Annotated in this window: 13 protein-coding genes; 1 reads left to right on the top strand and 12 read right to left on the bottom strand. The window is 72.5% G+C overall.

Annotated elements, in window-relative coordinates:
• Positions 1 to 38: 38 nt before the first annotated feature.
• From CW359_RS07630 to CW359_RS07615, 4 genes are all read right to left on the bottom strand, one after another.
• The gene (locus tag CW359_RS07630) at positions 39 to 380 is read right to left on the bottom strand and encodes a hypothetical protein (RefSeq protein WP_105969009.1); all 342 of its coding nucleotides are present in this window, start codon (positions 378 to 380) and stop codon (positions 39 to 41) included.
• Positions 367 to 1,719 carry an NAD(P)/FAD-dependent oxidoreductase gene (locus tag CW359_RS07625; RefSeq protein ID WP_105969008.1) on the bottom strand — a complete coding sequence of 451 codons (1,353 nt, stop codon included), beginning with the start codon at positions 1,717 to 1,719 and terminating at the stop codon, positions 367 to 369. The genes CW359_RS07630 and CW359_RS07625 overlap by 14 nt, the downstream gene beginning before the upstream one ends.
• Positions 1,720 to 1,746: 27 nt before the next feature.
• On the bottom strand, positions 1,747 to 4,545 hold the full coding sequence (locus CW359_RS07620) for a cation-translocating P-type ATPase (RefSeq protein ID WP_105969007.1): 2,799 nt from the start codon (positions 4,543 to 4,545) through the stop codon (positions 1,747 to 1,749).
• A gap of 117 nt (positions 4,546 to 4,662) precedes the next feature.
• Positions 4,663 to 4,950: a DoxX family protein gene (locus CW359_RS07615; protein WP_105969006.1), complete on the bottom strand. Its 288-nt coding sequence runs from the start codon at positions 4,948 to 4,950 to the stop codon at positions 4,663 to 4,665.
• A gap of 149 nt (positions 4,951 to 5,099) precedes the next feature.
• Here CW359_RS07615 and CW359_RS07610 point away from each other — a divergent pair, with 149 nt between their 5' ends.
• Positions 5,100 to 6,812 (top strand): MFS transporter, encoded by a 1,713-nt coding sequence (locus CW359_RS07610; protein ID WP_105969005.1) that lies wholly within the window; start codon positions 5,100 to 5,102, stop codon positions 6,810 to 6,812.
• Between the two features lie 223 nt (positions 6,813 to 7,035).
• Here the strand turns inward: CW359_RS07610 and CW359_RS07605 are convergent, their stop codons facing one another.
• From CW359_RS07605 to CW359_RS07565, 8 genes are all read right to left on the bottom strand, one after another.
• Entirely contained in the window at positions 7,036 to 7,698 is a 663-nt protein-coding gene (locus CW359_RS07605) for a TetR/AcrR family transcriptional regulator (RefSeq protein WP_198655127.1), read from the bottom strand.
• A 153-nt stretch (positions 7,699 to 7,851) separates the two neighbouring features.
• Positions 7,852 to 9,081 (bottom strand): sensor histidine kinase, encoded by a 1,230-nt coding sequence (locus CW359_RS07600; RefSeq protein WP_105969003.1) that lies wholly within the window; start codon positions 9,079 to 9,081, stop codon positions 7,852 to 7,854.
• A gap of 207 nt (positions 9,082 to 9,288) precedes the next feature.
• Complete coding sequence (locus CW359_RS07595; RefSeq protein ID WP_232838275.1) at positions 9,289 to 10,401, bottom strand: MSMEG_0565 family glycosyltransferase; 1,113 nt, start codon at positions 10,399 to 10,401, stop codon at positions 9,289 to 9,291.
• Positions 10,398 to 11,234: a carbon-nitrogen hydrolase family protein gene (locus tag CW359_RS07590; protein ID WP_105969002.1), complete on the bottom strand. Its 837-nt coding sequence runs from the start codon at positions 11,232 to 11,234 to the stop codon at positions 10,398 to 10,400. The genes CW359_RS07595 and CW359_RS07590 overlap by 4 nt, the downstream gene beginning before the upstream one ends.
• Positions 11,231 to 12,079 carry a carbon-nitrogen hydrolase family protein gene (locus CW359_RS07585; protein WP_105969001.1) on the bottom strand — a complete coding sequence of 283 codons (849 nt, stop codon included), beginning with the start codon at positions 12,077 to 12,079 and terminating at the stop codon, positions 11,231 to 11,233. The genes CW359_RS07590 and CW359_RS07585 overlap by 4 nt, the downstream gene beginning before the upstream one ends.
• Positions 12,076 to 13,716 carry an MSMEG_0567/sll0787 family protein gene (locus CW359_RS46315; protein ID WP_232838308.1) on the bottom strand — a complete coding sequence of 547 codons (1,641 nt, stop codon included), beginning with the start codon at positions 13,714 to 13,716 and terminating at the stop codon, positions 12,076 to 12,078. Before CW359_RS46315 ends, CW359_RS07585 begins: the two co-directional genes overlap by 4 nt.
• 5 nt (positions 13,717 to 13,721) lie before the next feature.
• The gene (locus CW359_RS07570) at positions 13,722 to 14,819 is read right to left on the bottom strand and encodes an MSMEG_0568 family radical SAM protein (RefSeq protein WP_232838274.1); all 1,098 of its coding nucleotides are present in this window, start codon (positions 14,817 to 14,819) and stop codon (positions 13,722 to 13,724) included.
• 10 nt (positions 14,820 to 14,829) lie between these two features.
• Positions 14,830 to 15,360 (bottom strand): MSMEG_0572/Sll0783 family nitrogen starvation response protein, encoded by a 531-nt coding sequence (locus tag CW359_RS07565; protein WP_105969000.1) that lies wholly within the window; start codon positions 15,358 to 15,360, stop codon positions 14,830 to 14,832.
• Between the last annotated feature and the right edge of the window lie 25 nt (positions 15,361 to 15,385).

Below are 15,385 nucleotides of genomic sequence, written 5' to 3'. Positions count from 1 at the left end.
GCCCCCCGTCACCGTTCCCTGCCCCTGTCCCCGTCCGGTCAGCTCACCGATCGCACGATGACCACGCACAGCCCGACCAGTACGGTGGTGATCAGGGCCATCGCGATCATCGTGCCGCGCAGCCAGCGGCCGAGGCGGACGCGGTGCTGGGCGTGCACCGCGCCGATGCTGTCGGCGATGTGGTCCGTCACCATGCGGGCCACATAGGTCTGTTCGTCGAGGTACCAGCGCTCGATGTGGGTCCGCTGCTCCGGGGTCAGCCCGGGCTCGCGCCCGACGAAGTCCGCCACCCGCTGGTGGGCGGCGTGCAGATGGGCTTCCCGGTAGAGGAACGTCTCGATGTCGGTCAGGCCGCGTGCGGCCTCCTCACGTGCGTCCATGGTCTGCTCCAGAGAGGGCGGCGGGCCGCGTCTCGCCACTGGCGACGAACGCGTCCCGTGGGTGCTGAACGGAGGCCAGGGAGACGAGATCCCGGCCGAACAGGGCCGCGGTGAGCCAGACCGTGAGCACCCGGATCTTGCGCTCCCAGGTCGGCACGGCCAGGACGTGATAACCCCGGTGCATCAGCCAGGCGGGCAGCCCCTTGATGACGATGCTCCGGTACTGGAAGATGCCGCGCCCCAGTCCCAGCGTCGCGACCACGCCGAGGCTGCCGTGCCGGTAGTCCCGGACCCGGCGGCCGTGCAGCTGGGCCGCGATGTTCTTCGCGAGCAGCCTGCCCTGCCGTACGGCGTGCTGGGCGTTGGGCACCGTGCGCGCACCCGGGATCGGCAGGGCCAGGTCGGGCACGGCCGCGTCGTCGCCGGCCGCCCACACGTCCGGCAGCGGCTCGTCGTCGGTGCCCACGCGCAGGTCGGCGCGGACCACGAGCAGGCCCCGCTCGTCGACGGGCAGGTCCGTGTGGCGGCGTACGACCGGGTTCGAGGCGTTGCCCGCGGTCCAGACGACGAGTTCCGAGTCGAACTCCTCTCCGGTGGAGAGCACGATGTGTCCGTCCTCGGCGGAGGTGAGCTGGGTGTTCAGGTGCACGTGGGCGCCCCGGCGTTCGAGGTCGCGGACCACCCACTCCCCCGGCCGGTCGCTCACCTCGGGCAGGATGCGGTCGCGGGCCTCGACCAGGTGGAAGGACAGGTCGTCCGGGCCGAGTTCGGGGTAGTACTTGAGCAGCGCGGTCGCCAGGGACAGCAGTTCGCCGAAGCCTTCGACGCCGGAGAACCCGCCGCCGACGAAGGTGACGGTGAGCAGCTTGCGGCGCTCGGGGCCCGGCGGCAGGTTCGCCGCCTGGTCGAACGCGGTCAGCAGCCGGTCCCGGATGGCGACGGCCTCCTCGACGTGCTTGAGGCCGATGGCCGTCCGCGCCAGTCCGGGGATGGGGAAGGTCCGCGTCACCGCGCCCGCGGTGACGACCAGGATGTCGTAGGCCAGTTCGTAGTCGGCGCCGTCCGCCGGGCGGACGGTGACCGTGCGGTCGCTGTGCCGGACGTTCGTCACGCTGCCCGCGATCAGCCGGGTCCGGCGCAGATGACGCCGCAGGGCGACGGCGGCGTGGCGGGCCTCGACCGAACCGGCGGTCACCTCCGGCAGGAAGGGCTGGTACGTCATGTAGGGGCGCGGGTCGACGACCGTGACCCTCGCCTCGCCCGCCCGCAGCGACTTCTCCAGGCCCCACGCGGTGTAGAAGCCCGCGTAGCCACCGCCGACGATCAGGATCTCACGCATGGTTCCCTCTGCTCTCTCGTCCGTCGGTCACCTTGACAGGTCAGCGCGCCACGGTGTGACAACGGTGGTTGCGGGCGCCGGCCGTACGGCGCGCAGGGCGTACTCGGCGAGCAGCACGGTGGAGGCGGTGCCCAGGCACAGGGCCCACTGGCCCACGGTCAGCGGCACGGTGCCGAACACCGTTGCGGCCCAAGGTAGTTGGACGACGGCGACCTGCACGACGAGAACTCCGGCCAGACACAGCCACAGCGCGCGGTTGTGGAGCTGGAAGCGGCCCAGGACCGGGCCGTCGTCCGTGCGGGCGCCGAGGGCGTTGCACAGCTGGAACAGGACGAAGGTGGTGAACGCCATGGTCAGGGCGGTGTCGGCGGCGACGTACGAGCGGGCGACGGCGAAGAGTGTCACCGTCCCGGCGGCCATGACGGCGCCGGCCCAGCCGATGGCGAGGAGTCTGCGGGCGTCCAGGATGCGCTCGCGCGGGTCGCGGGGTGGACGGCGCATCACGTCGTCGCGGGCCGGGTCGACGGCGAGGGCCATGGCGGGCGGGCCGTCCATGATGATGTTGATCCACAGGAGTTGGGCCGCTGTGAGCGGGGTGGGCAGTCCGGCGAGGGAGGCGCTGAGGAGGGTCAGGATGGCGCCGATGTTGGTGGCGAGCTGGAAGCGGACGAACTTGACGATGTTGGCGTAGATGGCCCGTCCCTCGCGGACGGCGCGCACGATCGTGGCGAAGTCGTCGTCGGTGAGGACCATGTCGGCGGCCTCCTTGGCGACATCCGTGCCGGTGACGCCCATGGCCACGCCGATGTGGGCGGCCTTGAGCGCGGCGGCGTCGTTGACCCCGTCCCCGGTCATGGCGACGATGTGCCCCCGGTCCGTCAGCGCGCGGACGATCAGGACCTTGTGCTCCGGGGCGACCCGGGCGAACACCCCTGTGCCGTCGACGCGTTCGGCGAGCTGTGCCTCCGTCAGCCGCTCCAGCTCGGCGCCGGTCATGACGTCACCGGTGATGTCCAGCTCGCGGGCGATGGCGGCGGCGGTGTCGGCGTGGTCCCCGGTGATCATCTTCACGGCCACGCCCGCCGTACGGCACAGCGCGATGGCGTCCCGGGCCTGTGGCCGGGGCGGGTCGGCGATCCCGGCGACCGACACCAGGGTCAGCCCGGGCAGCGCGGCCGGGGTGAACTCGCCCGGCATGCCGTTCAGTTCGGCGGTGGCCGCGCCCAGCACCCGCAGCCCGGCGCCGCCGAAGCGGGCCGTCACGGCGAGTATCTCGGCCCGGTGTGCCGCGTCGAGGGCGTGCGTTCCGCCCTGGGTGAGGACGTCGGTGCACAGGCCCAGAAGGACGTCGACCGCGCCCTTCACCTGGACCCGCGTACGTCCGTCCGGCCCGGTGTGGAAGGTGGCCATGTACTTGGTGGCGCCGTCGAAGGGCAGCTCGCCCACGCGCGGCAGCTCGCCGCGTGTCCAGTCGGCGTCCACGCCGGCCTTGGCCGCGAGGACGACCAGGGCGGCCTCGGTCGGGTCACCGATGTAGTAACCGCCGTTCAGGTGTGCGTCGTTGCAGAGGGCGAAGGGCAGCACGGCGGCACGCAGGTCGTCGGCGGGAGTCGTGTCGGCGGCGGGCGGGGTGTCGGGGGCTCCGTGGCGGCGGACGGCGCCTGTCGTCCCGTAGCCCTCGCCCGTGACGTCGTAGAGCCTCCCGGCGGTCCACAGGGTGCGGGCGGTCATCTCGTTGAGGGTGAGGGTGCCGGTCTTGTCGCTGCATACGACGGTGGCGGCGCCCAGCGACTCCACCGACGCGAGCCGTTTGACGATGGCGCCGCGCTGGGCCATGCGGTGCACACCGAGGGCGAGGGTGAGGGCCAGTACGGCGGGCAGGCCCTCGGGGATCGCGGCGACGGCCAGGGCGACCGCCTGCAACGCGATGTCGGAGAGGGGCTCGCCGCGTATCCAGGCGCTCAGGGCGTAGGCGACGACCGCGACGCCGCTCAGCAGCGCCAACCGGCTGCCCAGGCTGTCGAGTTGGACCTGGAGCGGGCTCGGGGGTTCCGTCCCGGTGCGCAACGCCTCGGCTATGGCGCCGACTTCGGTGCGCATACCGGTGGCGGTGACGATCAGCTCGGCGCGGCCCCGGGTCAGGGCGGTGTTCATGAACAGCATGCTGGTGCGCTCGGCGAGGGGTACCGGGGCGGTCGAGGTAGGTTCGACTGCCTTGACGCTCTTGGCGACCGGCTGGGACTCGCCGGTCAGGGCGGCCTCGTCGGCCTCGACCGATTCCGCGACGGTCAGCCGGCCGTCGGCCGGGACACGGTCGCCGGCCTCCAGCAGGACCACGTCGCCGGGTACGAGGAGCCGGGCCTCCACGACCTGTTCGGTGCCGTCGCGGCGGACCCTGGCCGTGGGCACGAGCATCCGGCGCAGCGCCTCCAGGCTGCGTTCGGCGCGGCGCTCCTGCCAGTAGCCGAGCACGGCGTTGATCTGCAGGACGACGGTGATCACGACCGCGTCCCTGAGGTCGCCGACCGCTCCGGCGACCACGGCGGCGATCAGCAGGACGACGATGAGCCAGTTGCGGAACTGGTCGAGGAACTTCAGCCACTCGGGGCGGCGGACCGGTTCGGACAGCTGGTTGGTACCGACCGCCGCCGTGCGCTCGCCGACCTGACCCGTACTCAGGCCTACCCCTGGCACGACGCCGAGCCGATCGGCCACCTGGGCGGCGGTCTCCCGGTGGGCGTCCGGCGCTCCGGCGGGGACCTGTGGGGCGGCGTCGGTGTCCGCGCGTACGGTCCCGCTCGCGGGTCGCCCGTCCAGCGTCGTCATGTGCGTTCCTCGGGTCGGCCGGGTCGTGCACTGCTTCCAGCCGTATGACCGGACGTGGGGCGCGGATGTGACACGCACGGCCACCGGGCCGACGCGGGACCCGTACGCCTCGGGCCGTCAGGCGGCGGCTGCCGTGAACACGGCGAGGGCCGCAGCCGCGCCGTACATCAGCAGGGCCGTCCCGGTCGCGGCGGCCACCCCGACCGGGGCGAAGGCCGGTCCGAGCAGCAGTCCGGCGCCGCCGACCGCCTCCAGCACGCCGATGATCCGACAGGAGCCCGGGGACATGCCGAGGTGTGCCGTCGCCCGGCGCATGAACGGCACCGCGGCGATCTTCGCCAGTCCCGGCGGGGGGGATGACCATACAGAGGGCGATGCGGCGCCTCCCCCTCGCCGTCGGCTCATGGCGGGACAGGTGCTGGTACATGGGCGGATCCTCTCCGGGCGCTATTTGCACATCAGCGAGCAACAAACTAATCTACACATCATTGAGCAATTAAGTGCTCGCGGCGCCGCCGAAGCCGCCGCTTCGCGCCCCCACCATGGAGTTTTCGATGCCGCTCGTTGTGAACACACCCGCCGAGAAGATGACGGAGCCCTATCCCCGGCGCTGGTGGGCCCTGCTGGTGCTCTGTCTGAGCCTGCTGATCGTCGTGATGGCGAACACGTCGCTGATCGTGGCGGCGCCGGACATGACCCGGGACCTGGGCCTGTCCAGCAGCGACCTGCAGTGGGTCATCGACGGCTACACCGTCCCGTACGCCGCGCTGATGCTCGTCCTGGGCTCGATCGGCGACAAGTACAGCCGCCGGGGCGCGCTGGTCCTCGGGCTGCTGATCTTCGCGGGCGGGGCGGTGATGGGCGGGCTGGTCGACGAGACCTCGCTGGTCGTCACGGCACGCGCGGTCATGGGCGTCGGCGCCGCCGTCGTCATGCCGGCCACGCTGTCCCTGCTGGTGGCGATCTTCCCGCGCGCCGAGCGCGCCAAGGCGATCACGGCCTGGTCAGCCACCTCCGGCCTCGCCATCGCCGTCGGGCCGCTGGCCGCGGGCTGGCTGCTGGAGAGCCACGCCTGGGGCTCCACCTTCCTGATGAACGTGCCGATCGCCGTCCTCGGTGTCGTCGGCGCGCTGCTCCTGGTGCCGCCGTCGAAGGCCGCGGCGATGGGCCGCATCGACTACGTCGGCGGTCTGCTGTCGATCGTCTCCGTCGGTTCCCTGGTGTACGCGACCATCGAGGGCCCGCACTTCGGCTGGGGAGCCGGCCCGATCGGCGCGGCCGTGGTCGCCGGTGTCGGTCTGCTGGCCTTCGTCGCCTGGGAGCTGCGGCACCCGCACCCCATGCTGAACGTGCGCAAGTTCGCGGAGCGCCCCTTCAGCGGCTCGATGCTCGCGGTGCTGTTCTTCTTCTTCGGCACCTTCGGCTCGATCTACTACTCCACGCAGTTCCTGCAGTTCGTCCTCGACTACAACGCCCTGGAGACCGGTGTACGGCTGCTGCCGCTGGCCGGTGCCGTCTTCGTCGGCGCCGCGGTGACCGGGCGGCTCGCCCCGAAGCTGGGCGTGAAGGCGGTGGTCGGCACGGGCATGGTGATCGGTACGGCGGGCGTGTTCCTGCTCACGCTGATCGAGTCCGGCTCGACGTACGGCGACTTCCTGGCGCCGCTGCTGATGCTCGGCTTCGCGATCGGCCTGAGCCTGGCCCCGGCGACGGACACCATCATGGGGTCGTTCCCCGAGTCGGAGCTGGGCGTGGGCGGCGGCGCCAACGACACCGCGCTCGAACTCGGTGCCTCGCTGGGCATCGCGATCCTCGGCTCGCTCCTGGCCACCTCGTACAAGGACAAGCTTGTCGGCCTGGTCGGCGGGCAGCTCCCGGCCGACGCGCTGGACACCGCCAAGGACTCGGTGGGCGGCGGCGTCGCGGTCGCCGAGCAGGTCGCGAAGAACCCCCAGGGCGGCGCCCAGCAGGCCCAGAGCCTCCTCGGCGCGGTCCACGAGTCCTTCGCCCATGCCATCGCCCACACCAGCCTGATCGGCGCGATCATCATGGCCGCCGGAACCCTGATCGTCATCGCGGTCCTGCCGGGCCGGGGACGCAGCACGAAGGGCGCTCCGCAGAAGACGGCTGAGACGACCAAGTCGGCCGAGACCACAGAGACGGCTCAGTCGACCGAGACGGCTGAGTCGGCTGACACGATCGAGTCTGCTGAGACGACTGAGACAGCTGAGTCGGCGACGGACACCACGACCGTGCACTCCGCCTGAGCCACACCCCCGAGGCCGGGAATCCTTCCCGGCCTCACACCCCGATACGGGCCGTGCCTGAGCGGCGCACGGCCCAGGTGAACGGTGCCGGGAGGGGACGCCCGGCACCGTCCCCTTCTCACGTCACCCCCACACACAGACGCGAAGACCCCGGCGCCCGCGCGCCGGGGTCTGTTCGTACCTTGGCCGCCATCTGCCGCCAGCCAGGCAGGCAGCGACGATCTCAGTCGTCGTCGGCGACCTCGACCACGTCGACCACCTCGGCCGCCACGTCCGCGACCACTTCACGCGCCCGCTTCGCCGGCACCCCGGCCGCGATGAGCAGCGCGACGGCCACCCGGGTCCCGTCGTCCTCCAGGGCCCCGGTGTTGACCTCCTCCAGCAGCGCGATCGTCATCGCCTCCAGCGCGGCGCTGAGCACCCCGGGCGCCAGATGGGCCTCGAAGACGCCTTCCCGCTGGCCGCGTTCGACGATGGCCGTGATCTTGACGCGGGCGGGCTGCAGGAGTTCGGCGACGCGTGCCCTGCCCAGGTCCCGCTGGGCGAGCGCGAGGAGCATCCGGTAGCGGTCGCCGACCGGCCACATCGACAACGAGAAGTGCGCGAGCGCCCGTTCGGCGGGTTCGGCGGGTTCGGCCGCCTTCGTCCCGACCGCCACGGCGTCCCGGAGAGCGTCGGCGGCCTCCTCTGCCAGTGCCTCCAGGAGGGCCGCCCGGCCGGGGAAGTGACCGAAGAGGGTGCGCCTGACGACACCGGAGGCGCGGGCCAGCTCCTCCAGGGTGATGTCGGGGTTCCGCCCCAGTTCCTGGCGGGCGGTGGCCAGGATGCGCGCCCGGTTGGACCGTGCGTTGCTTCGCTGCGGCACGCGACCGGCGGGCTGGGACACGGCAGGACCTCGATGAAGGGCGTACGGAGAACGGGTCGTCCCATTCTGACACGCGGACCCCGCCATGATCCGTGGCCCGGACCACGGCGTCCGCCCACGCACCGGCTCCGGTGAGCACGAGGGCGACTGCGACCGTCCCCCGCCCTCCCGTGCTCACCGGGTCCTCCCCTCCGGGGCGATGGAGTGCAGCGGCTTCCTCTCCGGGGCCGTGGAGTGCAGCGGCAGTGCCGTCGCCACCTCGAAGCCGCCCTCCGGGCGGGGCCCGGCGTGCAGGTCGCCGCCGACGGAGTGGGCGCGTTCGCGCATGCCCATCAGGCCGTAGCCGCCTCCGGGCACCGAGGGCGCGCCGGCGGACGCGTCGTTGGTGACGGAGACGAGCAGCCGGGAGCCGGAGTAGGTGAGCCGGATACGGGCCCCGTTGCCCGCGCCGTGCTTGGTGACGTTGGTGAGGGCCTCCTGGACGATCCGGTACGCCGTGAGGTCCACGCCCGGTGACAGCGGCCGGGGCTCCCCTTCGGTCGTGACGGTGACCTCGACACCGGCGGTCTCGCAGCTCGCGATCAGCTCGGGCAGGCGGTCCAGGCCGGGCGCGGGTTCCAGGGGGTCGGTGTCGGGGTCGCCGGTCTGGCGCAACACCCCCACTGTGGCCCGGAGTTCGAGGAGCGCGGACGATGTGGTGACCGACAGCTCGTCGAGGAGTCTCATCGCCTGTTCGGGGTGGTTGGGCGCGAGGTGACGGGCGGTGCCGGCCTGGGCGTTGGCGACGGCCATGTGGTGGGCGACGACGTCGTGGAGTTCACGGGCGATCCGCATCCGTTCCTCGGCGACCCGCAGCCGGGCCTCCTCCTCGCGGGTGCGCTCGGCGTAGGAGGCACGGGCCTGCACGGAGTCGGTGTAGTCACGGCGCAGCCGGTCCCGGCCGCCGCCGACCAGGGGCAGCATCAGCCACAGCACGGGTCCGACGGTGCGCAGCAGCAGGATGCCGGTCGAGGGCGCGTCGAACACCCCGGAGGTGACCACCACGGCCATCGTCAGGGCGCCGTACACGCGGGTGGTCGCGGGGTCGGTGGCGGCGGCCAGCCGGTACAGGGCGATCATGAGCGGCGCGAGCAGCAGGGGGGTCAGCAGATAGCCCAGGGCGAGGGTGATCACCGTACAGACCGTGGCCACGACGACTCCCGCGCGCGGATGGGTGCGGGACTTGAGCTGGCTGAGGCAGGAGATCGTGGCGAGCGCCACGGCGGGCCAGTTCTCCTCCGGCTGGCTGATGCCGGGGATGGCGATCGAGGCGCCGACGCTGACCGTGCCGAACAGTCCCAGGACCATGAGTACGTCCGTGGCGGTGGGCCTGCGACCCAGGTGGTACTCCAGTCGGTTGGTCATAGGCCTCTCCGGGTGCGGGGCCTGGACCCCATGGCGGGCGGCGGACGCGCCGGGGAAATCTGCGCCCGCGTCCGCCGCCCGGATCAGCCTCTCCCGGGGAGGGCCCTCACGTCGTCGTACCGGAGGTGGCACTGTCGCCTGCCGCATACGGAGGACCGACTACTCGATCTGCGGTACGCGCGCGTGCCGCCGCCTCCTGCTCCGGTACTACGAGGCCCTGGCGTCGGCCGGTCGGTCGAGCGAGCGGTAGAAGTCCAGGTGGCGCCGGGCGGCCGTGTCCCAGGTGTGGGCGGCGGCCAGTCGGCGGCCCTCGGCCTGTCCGGCCGCGTCGGGCCGGGTGAGGGCGAGGGACAGTTCGGCGGCGAGGTCTTCAGGGGTGGCGCCGAAGCGGGCGGCGGGGCCGAAGACCTCGCGCAGGACGGGGAGGTCGCGGACGACCAGGGGGACTCCGGCGGCCAGCGCCTCCATCGCGGCGAGGCCGAAGCCCTCCTTGAGGGAGGGGAAGGCGAACGCCCCGGCGGCTGCGACGAGCGCCGGGAGGGCGTCGTCGGGGACCGGGCCGAGGACGACGGGTTCGACGCCGAGTTCCGCCGCCCGTGCCTCCCAGCGGGTCCGGTAGTCGCGGTAGTCGAAGAGGGTCTCCCCGCCCGCGACGACCAACCGCACGTCCGGGTGTTCGGCGCGCAGCAGGGCGTACGCCTCCAGGAGGTCGAGGGAGCCCTTGCGGGGTTCGATGCCGCCGACGGTCAGGACGTACCGGCCCAGCCGTGCGCGCCAGGCGGCCCGCGCCGCCGGATCGGTGGTCGCGAACCGCTCGTACGCCACCCCGTTGGGGATCACCTCGGCCTTGAGTCCCCAGCCCTGGGCGAGTTCGTCGGCGACGGCGCGGGAGACGCACACGTGCGCGTGCGGCTCGATGATCGCGCGTTCGTGACAGGCGGCCAGTTCGGGGGTGGTGAAGTGGTCGATGTGGTGGACGGTGCGGACGCAGCGGCCTCCCGCCGCGTTGGCGCTGATGCAGTCCTGGGCGTGGACGATGTCGTAGGGGGCGGGATCGAAGGCCGCGCCGAGGGTCGTGATGGAGCGCAGGACGCGTTCGCCGACCGTCTCGTCCTCGGGCCCGTCCGGGAAGGGCACGATCCGGACGCGTACGGCCGGGTCCACGGGTCGGAAGAAGGTGGCGTCGCCGCCCCTGCCCAGGGACCACACCGTGACGTCCTGTCCGGTGGCGGCCAGTGCCTCGGCGAGGGCGAGGGTGTGGACGACGCCGCCACGCGGCCGGGTCGAGTAGCTGAGCAGGGCGATCCGCAGCGTGGTCATGACGGGGTCTCCCGGTAGGCGGCGGGCCTGCGCTCGTCCAGGTGGCGCAGGACGCGGCGGGCGCGGTCGATCTCGGCGGCGACGTCCAGCTCGGCGACCGCGAGGCCCGCCTTGGCCCAGGTGCGGGCGAGGATGTCGCCGCCCGGGCCGACGACCTTGGACTGGCCGAGGAAGCGCATGCCACCCAGGGCGCCGGTCTGGTTGGAGGAGGCGAGGACGACCTGGTTCTCGGCGGCGCGGGCCTGGTCGTACAGGTCGAAGAGCTTGGCCTGGCGGTCCTGGGCCATGCGCGGGGCGCGGTTGGTGATGCTGGTCGGCCAGGCGGACAGGCAGGCGAGGATCTCGGCGCCGTCCAGGGCCAGGGTACGGGCCGACTCGGGGAACGTCTTGTCGTAGTCGATCAGCATCCCGATCCGCCCGACCGGGGTGTCGAAGGCGTCGAAGCGGTCGCCGGGCGCGTACGCGGCGACCTCACCGGCCGGGAGGTGGACCTTCCGGTGGCGGCCGAGGACACCGTCGCCGCTGACGCACACGGCGGCGTTGTAGCGCTCGGTGCCGCCGTCCTCGCAGTAGCCGACGCAGACCACCATCTCGGCGGCCAGGCGGGCGACTTGGAGGATCAGCGGGTCGTCGGGCTTGAGGGCCGGGGGCAGCGCGGCGGGGTCGGGGTGGCGCAGGTCGGCGAGGTAGCCGCCGAGGGCGGCGTCGGGCAGGACGAGCAGTCCGGCGCCGGCCGCCCGTGCGTCGTCGACGATCTTCGCGATGCGGGCGAGGTCGAACTCCAGGTCGCGGCCGAAGTGGGCGGCGGCGGCTGCGATCCGGATGCTGCTCATGCGGTGACTGCTCCTGCGTATGTGTAGGTTTCCGGGCGCCGGTCGCGCAGATGCCCCATGGAACGCCGGGCGGTCTCCAGGGCCTGGGCGACGTCGAGTTCGGCGACCGCCAGACCGGCTTCGACACCGGTGTCGGCGAGGATCTCACCACCGGGGTCGACGATCTTGGCACTGCCGACGAAGCGTAGCGACCCGAAGGTACCCGCCTGGTTGGCGGAGATCCACACGATCTGGTTCTCCAGGGCGCGGACCCGGTCGAACAGGTCGAAACGCCGCTTCCAGCGGTCGTTGACGAGATCGGTGACGGCGTTGGTCCGTGCGCCCGGCCAGGCGGAGACGACGACACCGATCTCGGCGCCGTCGAGGGCGAGCGCACGGGCCGACTCCGGGAATGCCTTGTCGTAGCAGATCATCATGCCGATCCGGCCGACCGGGGTGTCGAAGGCGTGGAACCGGTCCCCGGAGGCGTAGCTGGCGTCCTCGCTGAGCGGCTGATGCACCTTGCGGTGGTTGCCGAGGACACCGTCGCCGTTGACGCAGACGACGCTGTTGTAGCGGGTGTCTCCGGCGGCTTCGCAGTAGCCCGCGACGACGGTCATCTCCCCGGCCAGGGCTGCCAGTCGGGCGATCTCGGGACCGTCGAGGGCGAGCGCGGGCGGGCCCTCGTCCAGGGCGTCGGCGTCGTCGAGGCTGAGCAGATAGCCGCCGAGGCAGGCCTCCGGGAGGGCGAGCAGACGTACGCCTTCCTCCCTGGCCTCCTTGATCAGCCGCTCGGCGGTCGCGAAGTCCTCTTCGAGGTCGCGGCCGAACTCGGCGGCCACGGCCGCCATACGCAGGGTGGTCATGCGGTCCCCATCCCGGTCACCGTGGAGGCGACCGCTTCGGTGATCTCTCCGTCGGGCCAGCGCAGCCCGACGCCTTGTCCGTCCGTCAACTCCCCGCAGACGGCGCCCGTCGCGGGCCCGGCGGGGAGCGGTGGGGCGCCGGGTTCGTCGGTGGTGAGCATGGCGAAGCCGGGAAAGCAGGTCAGCCAGTCGCCGGTGGTCGCGGTCCCCGGCCGGGGCACGGCGGCGACGTCGAGCACGGCCCCGCAGCCGCTCGCCTCGGCGAGCATGCCGAGGGTGCCGGCGATACCGGCCATCGACACGTCCTTCGCGGCGGCGGGCCGTGCGGCGGCCACCGCGCCGGTCATGGCGCGCAGTTCGTCCGTACGGCGGTGAGTCGACGAGTCCCATTGGCGGCCCCGGTAGCCCGTACGCCAGTCGCCGCCGAGGTCTGCGGTGAGCCGTACGGCGTGTCCTGGGCGTCCGCCGCCGCCCGGGACGGGGTGTGCGGTGCGGCCGAGGGCGGTCACCGACAGGGCGGCGGGGACGCCGAGTTGGGTGTGCCCGCCGAGCACGGGGACGCCGTACGCGTGTGCGGCGCGGGCGAGTCCGGTGAGGATCTGTCGGGCGTGGGCGACGTCTTTCGCGCCTACGGCGTCGAGGAGGCCGACCGGTGAAGCGCCCATCGCCGCAAGGTCGTTGACGTTGACGAGGACGGCGCACCAGCCTGCCCAGTCGGGGTCGCGCTCGACCATGGAGGGGACGATGGCGTCGCAGGCGGCGATGAGGTCGGTGCCTGGGACTGGGGCTCCGTCGTCGCCCACGAAGCGGGGGGCGCCGAGGGCGAAGGGGATGCGGGGGCCGCACGGCAGTTCGTTCACTGCGGGCCCGTGGGGGCTGGTCGCGCAGTTCCCCGCGCCCCTGGTGGGGTGCGCGTCCGGCTTCGGCGACTCGGCGCAGGGGCAGCCGGGGTCGCCGGGCCGTTCGTTCGCTGCAGGTCCGTGGGGGCTGGTCGCGCAGTTCCCCGCGCCCCTGGCTGGGCCGGAGGCTAGGAGCGTCAGGAGGTGTCCTAGGGGGGACTTGGTGGTTGTTGCGAGGTTCGTTATGCGGGTGATCGGCCAGCGCATCAGTACGTGTGGTGTGGTCGCGACCGTTGTCGTTCGTACCCGGTGCCAGCCGAGCCGTCGGAAGAGGACCTCGTTGCGAAGCTGGACGGTCGCGTCGAAGCGCAGGGCGCCCTCCGTCTCCGCTCGTGCGCAGGCCGCGCGGACCAGGGCCGCGCCGATGCCGTGCGGGCCTCGGGCGCCGCGGGCGACTACCAGTCGGCCGCCCGCCCACCAGCCGATGTCGGGGCCGTCGGCGACCGGGCCGAGCCGTACTCCGCCGACCACCGTGCCCTCCGGGTCCCGTGCGACCAGGACGACGGTCCGGGGGTCGCTGTCGCGGTCGTCCAGGTCGTGGTGGGCGAAGAGCCCCTGCTCGTGGACGAAGACGTCGCGGCGGAGGCGCCGGTAGGCGGCCAGGTCCGCCGTGCCGGCCGCCTGCTCGACGCGGAAGGCGGGCAGCAGCCGGGCGAGTGTGCTGCGGTCGCCCAGCAGGGCGAGGATGTCCTGCGGCCCGTCCCCGGCCGGCACGACGACGGAACCGTCGAGGTACACGGCCCTCACCCGCCCGCGGTCCGCAGGACACTGCACGCCCCGCAGGCGGCGCAGCCGGCCTTCTGGTCGGCGCCGCTCATCCCGGCGGCGCGCAGTTTCGCGGCGACGCCCTCGGTGACGTGGCGCAGCGACTCGGCGCTCGGGGCGGTGATCCCGTCGCGGGCGGCGAGGGTGCCGCCCATCGGGCGGAAGGGGACGACGAAGGGGTACACGCCCCGGTCGATCAACTCCCCCGCGCCCGCGACGAGTTCGTCGGGGTCCTCGCCGAGGCCGACGAGAAGGTAGGTGGAGACCCGGTTGGGTCCGAAGACCCGGACCGCCTCGTCCCACGCGGCCTCGTAGTCCGCCATGGGGACCGTGGACTTGCCGGGCATCCAGCGGCGGCGCACCTCGTCGTCCAGCGATTCGACATGGATGCCGATGGCGGTGGCTCCGGCGTCGTGCAACTCCCGTATCCACACCAGGTCTCCGGGCGGCTCGCACTGCACCTGGATCGGCAGGCCCGGTACGGCTTCCAGTACCGCCCTCACCGACCGTACGAGGTTGCGGGCGCCCCGGTCCGGGCCGGTCGTCGTGCCGGTGGTCATCACCATCTGCCTGACGCCGTCCAACCGCACCGCCGCTTCCGCGACTTCGGCGAGCTGGGCGGGCGTCTTGGCGGCGACCGTGGCGCCCGAGCGCAGCGACTCCTCGATGGTGCAGAAGCGGCAGCGGTCGGACTCCGCGTAGCGGATGCAGGTCTGGACGACGGTGGTGGCCAGGACGTCCGAGCCGTGGAGGCGGGCGATCCGCTCGTAGCGGGTGCCGTCGGCCGTTGTCAGGTCGTAGAACCTGGGGCGGTGTACGGCGGTCAGGGTCAGGCCCGTGTCCGTGAGCCGGCCGGTCTCGTCGCCGAGCCAGACCTTGCCGTCGCGTACGGAGTAGGGGCTGTCGGGGTTGGTGGGCAGCGCGGCGTTGGCACCGTCGACAAGGACGTGCCCGTCGTCGCTGGGTCCCGCGCCGTCCGGCCGTCGCACGGGCGCGTCCAACGCCACTCCGCGCAGGGCGAGTTCGGCCCGGGTCATGATCCGCACGTCCACCGCTGTGTTGGTGCCAACGCTCACGGCCCGCCCCTTACAGCTGGTAGGTGGAGTTGATGATGGCGCCCTTGCGGGCGTAGTGGATCAGCGCGTCCTGGACGTCCAGGGGGTGGGTGGGGATGACGCCCTCGATGAGGTCCTCCTCGCGGGCGCCGTGCAGGGACAGTCCGAAGCGGCAGCAGAAGACCTTGCCGCCCTCGGCGATGAACGTCTTGAGCTGGTTGTTGATGTTGTGCTCGCCGGGGAAGGCGGAGTTGCCGACGGTCGGGAAGCCGCGGGTGGCAAGGCAGTTGAGGGAGCCCGGGCCGTAGAAGTAGATGGCGGTCTCGAAGCCCTTGCGCAGGGCGCGGGTCGCCTGGAGGACGGCGACGAAGGAGACCGAGGACTCGTGGGCGATGCCGTGGACGAGGGTGAAGTAGGTCTCGCCGTCCTCGGCCTGGTAGTCGGGGAAGACCTTGGTGGAGCCGTAGATGCTGGTGCCCTCGGGGAGCGAGGGGTGCGGGATCTCGTCGAGGGACTTCTGCTCGACGTCGGAGAGTTCGGCGGTGACGACGGTTTCGGACATGGCTGTCTCCCGGTAGGCGTTGGGT

The sequence above is a fragment of the Streptomyces geranii genome (assembly GCF_002954775.1).
Taxonomy (GTDB): Bacteria; Actinomycetota; Actinomycetes; order Streptomycetales; family Streptomycetaceae; genus Streptomyces; species Streptomyces geranii.
The sequence above is the reverse complement of the archived record's forward strand: the minus strand, read 5'-3'. Positions and strand labels throughout refer to the sequence as shown.

Coding starts and splice junctions, on each gene's coding strand:
- CW359_RS07600 (WP_105969003.1), bottom strand. CDS start 9,081: ATGACCAACCGACTGGAGTACCACCTGGGTCGCAGGCCCACCGCCACG.
- CW359_RS07585 (WP_105969001.1), bottom strand. CDS start 12,079: ATGACCACCCTGCGTATGGCGGCCGTGGCCGCCGAGTTCGGCCGCGAC.
- CW359_RS07630 (WP_105969009.1), bottom strand. CDS start 380: ATGGACGCACGTGAGGAGGCCGCACGCGGCCTGACCGACATCGAGACG.
- CW359_RS07595 (WP_232838275.1), bottom strand. CDS start 10,401: ATGACCACGCTGCGGATCGCCCTGCTCAGCTACTCGACCCGGCCGCGT.
- CW359_RS07625 (WP_105969008.1), bottom strand. CDS start 1,719: ATGCGTGAGATCCTGATCGTCGGCGGTGGCTACGCGGGCTTCTACACC.
- CW359_RS07615 (WP_105969006.1), bottom strand. CDS start 4,950: ATGAGCCGACGGCGAGGGGGAGGCGCCGCATCGCCCTCTGTATGGTCA.
- CW359_RS07565 (WP_105969000.1), bottom strand. CDS start 15,360: ATGTCCGAAACCGTCGTCACCGCCGAACTCTCCGACGTCGAGCAGAAG.
- CW359_RS07610 (WP_105969005.1), top strand. CDS start 5,100: ATGCCGCTCGTTGTGAACACACCCGCCGAGAAGATGACGGAGCCCTAT.
- CW359_RS07590 (WP_105969002.1), bottom strand. CDS start 11,234: ATGAGCAGCATCCGGATCGCAGCCGCCGCCGCCCACTTCGGCCGCGAC.
- CW359_RS07620 (WP_105969007.1), bottom strand. CDS start 4,545: ATGACGACGCTGGACGGGCGACCCGCGAGCGGGACCGTACGCGCGGAC.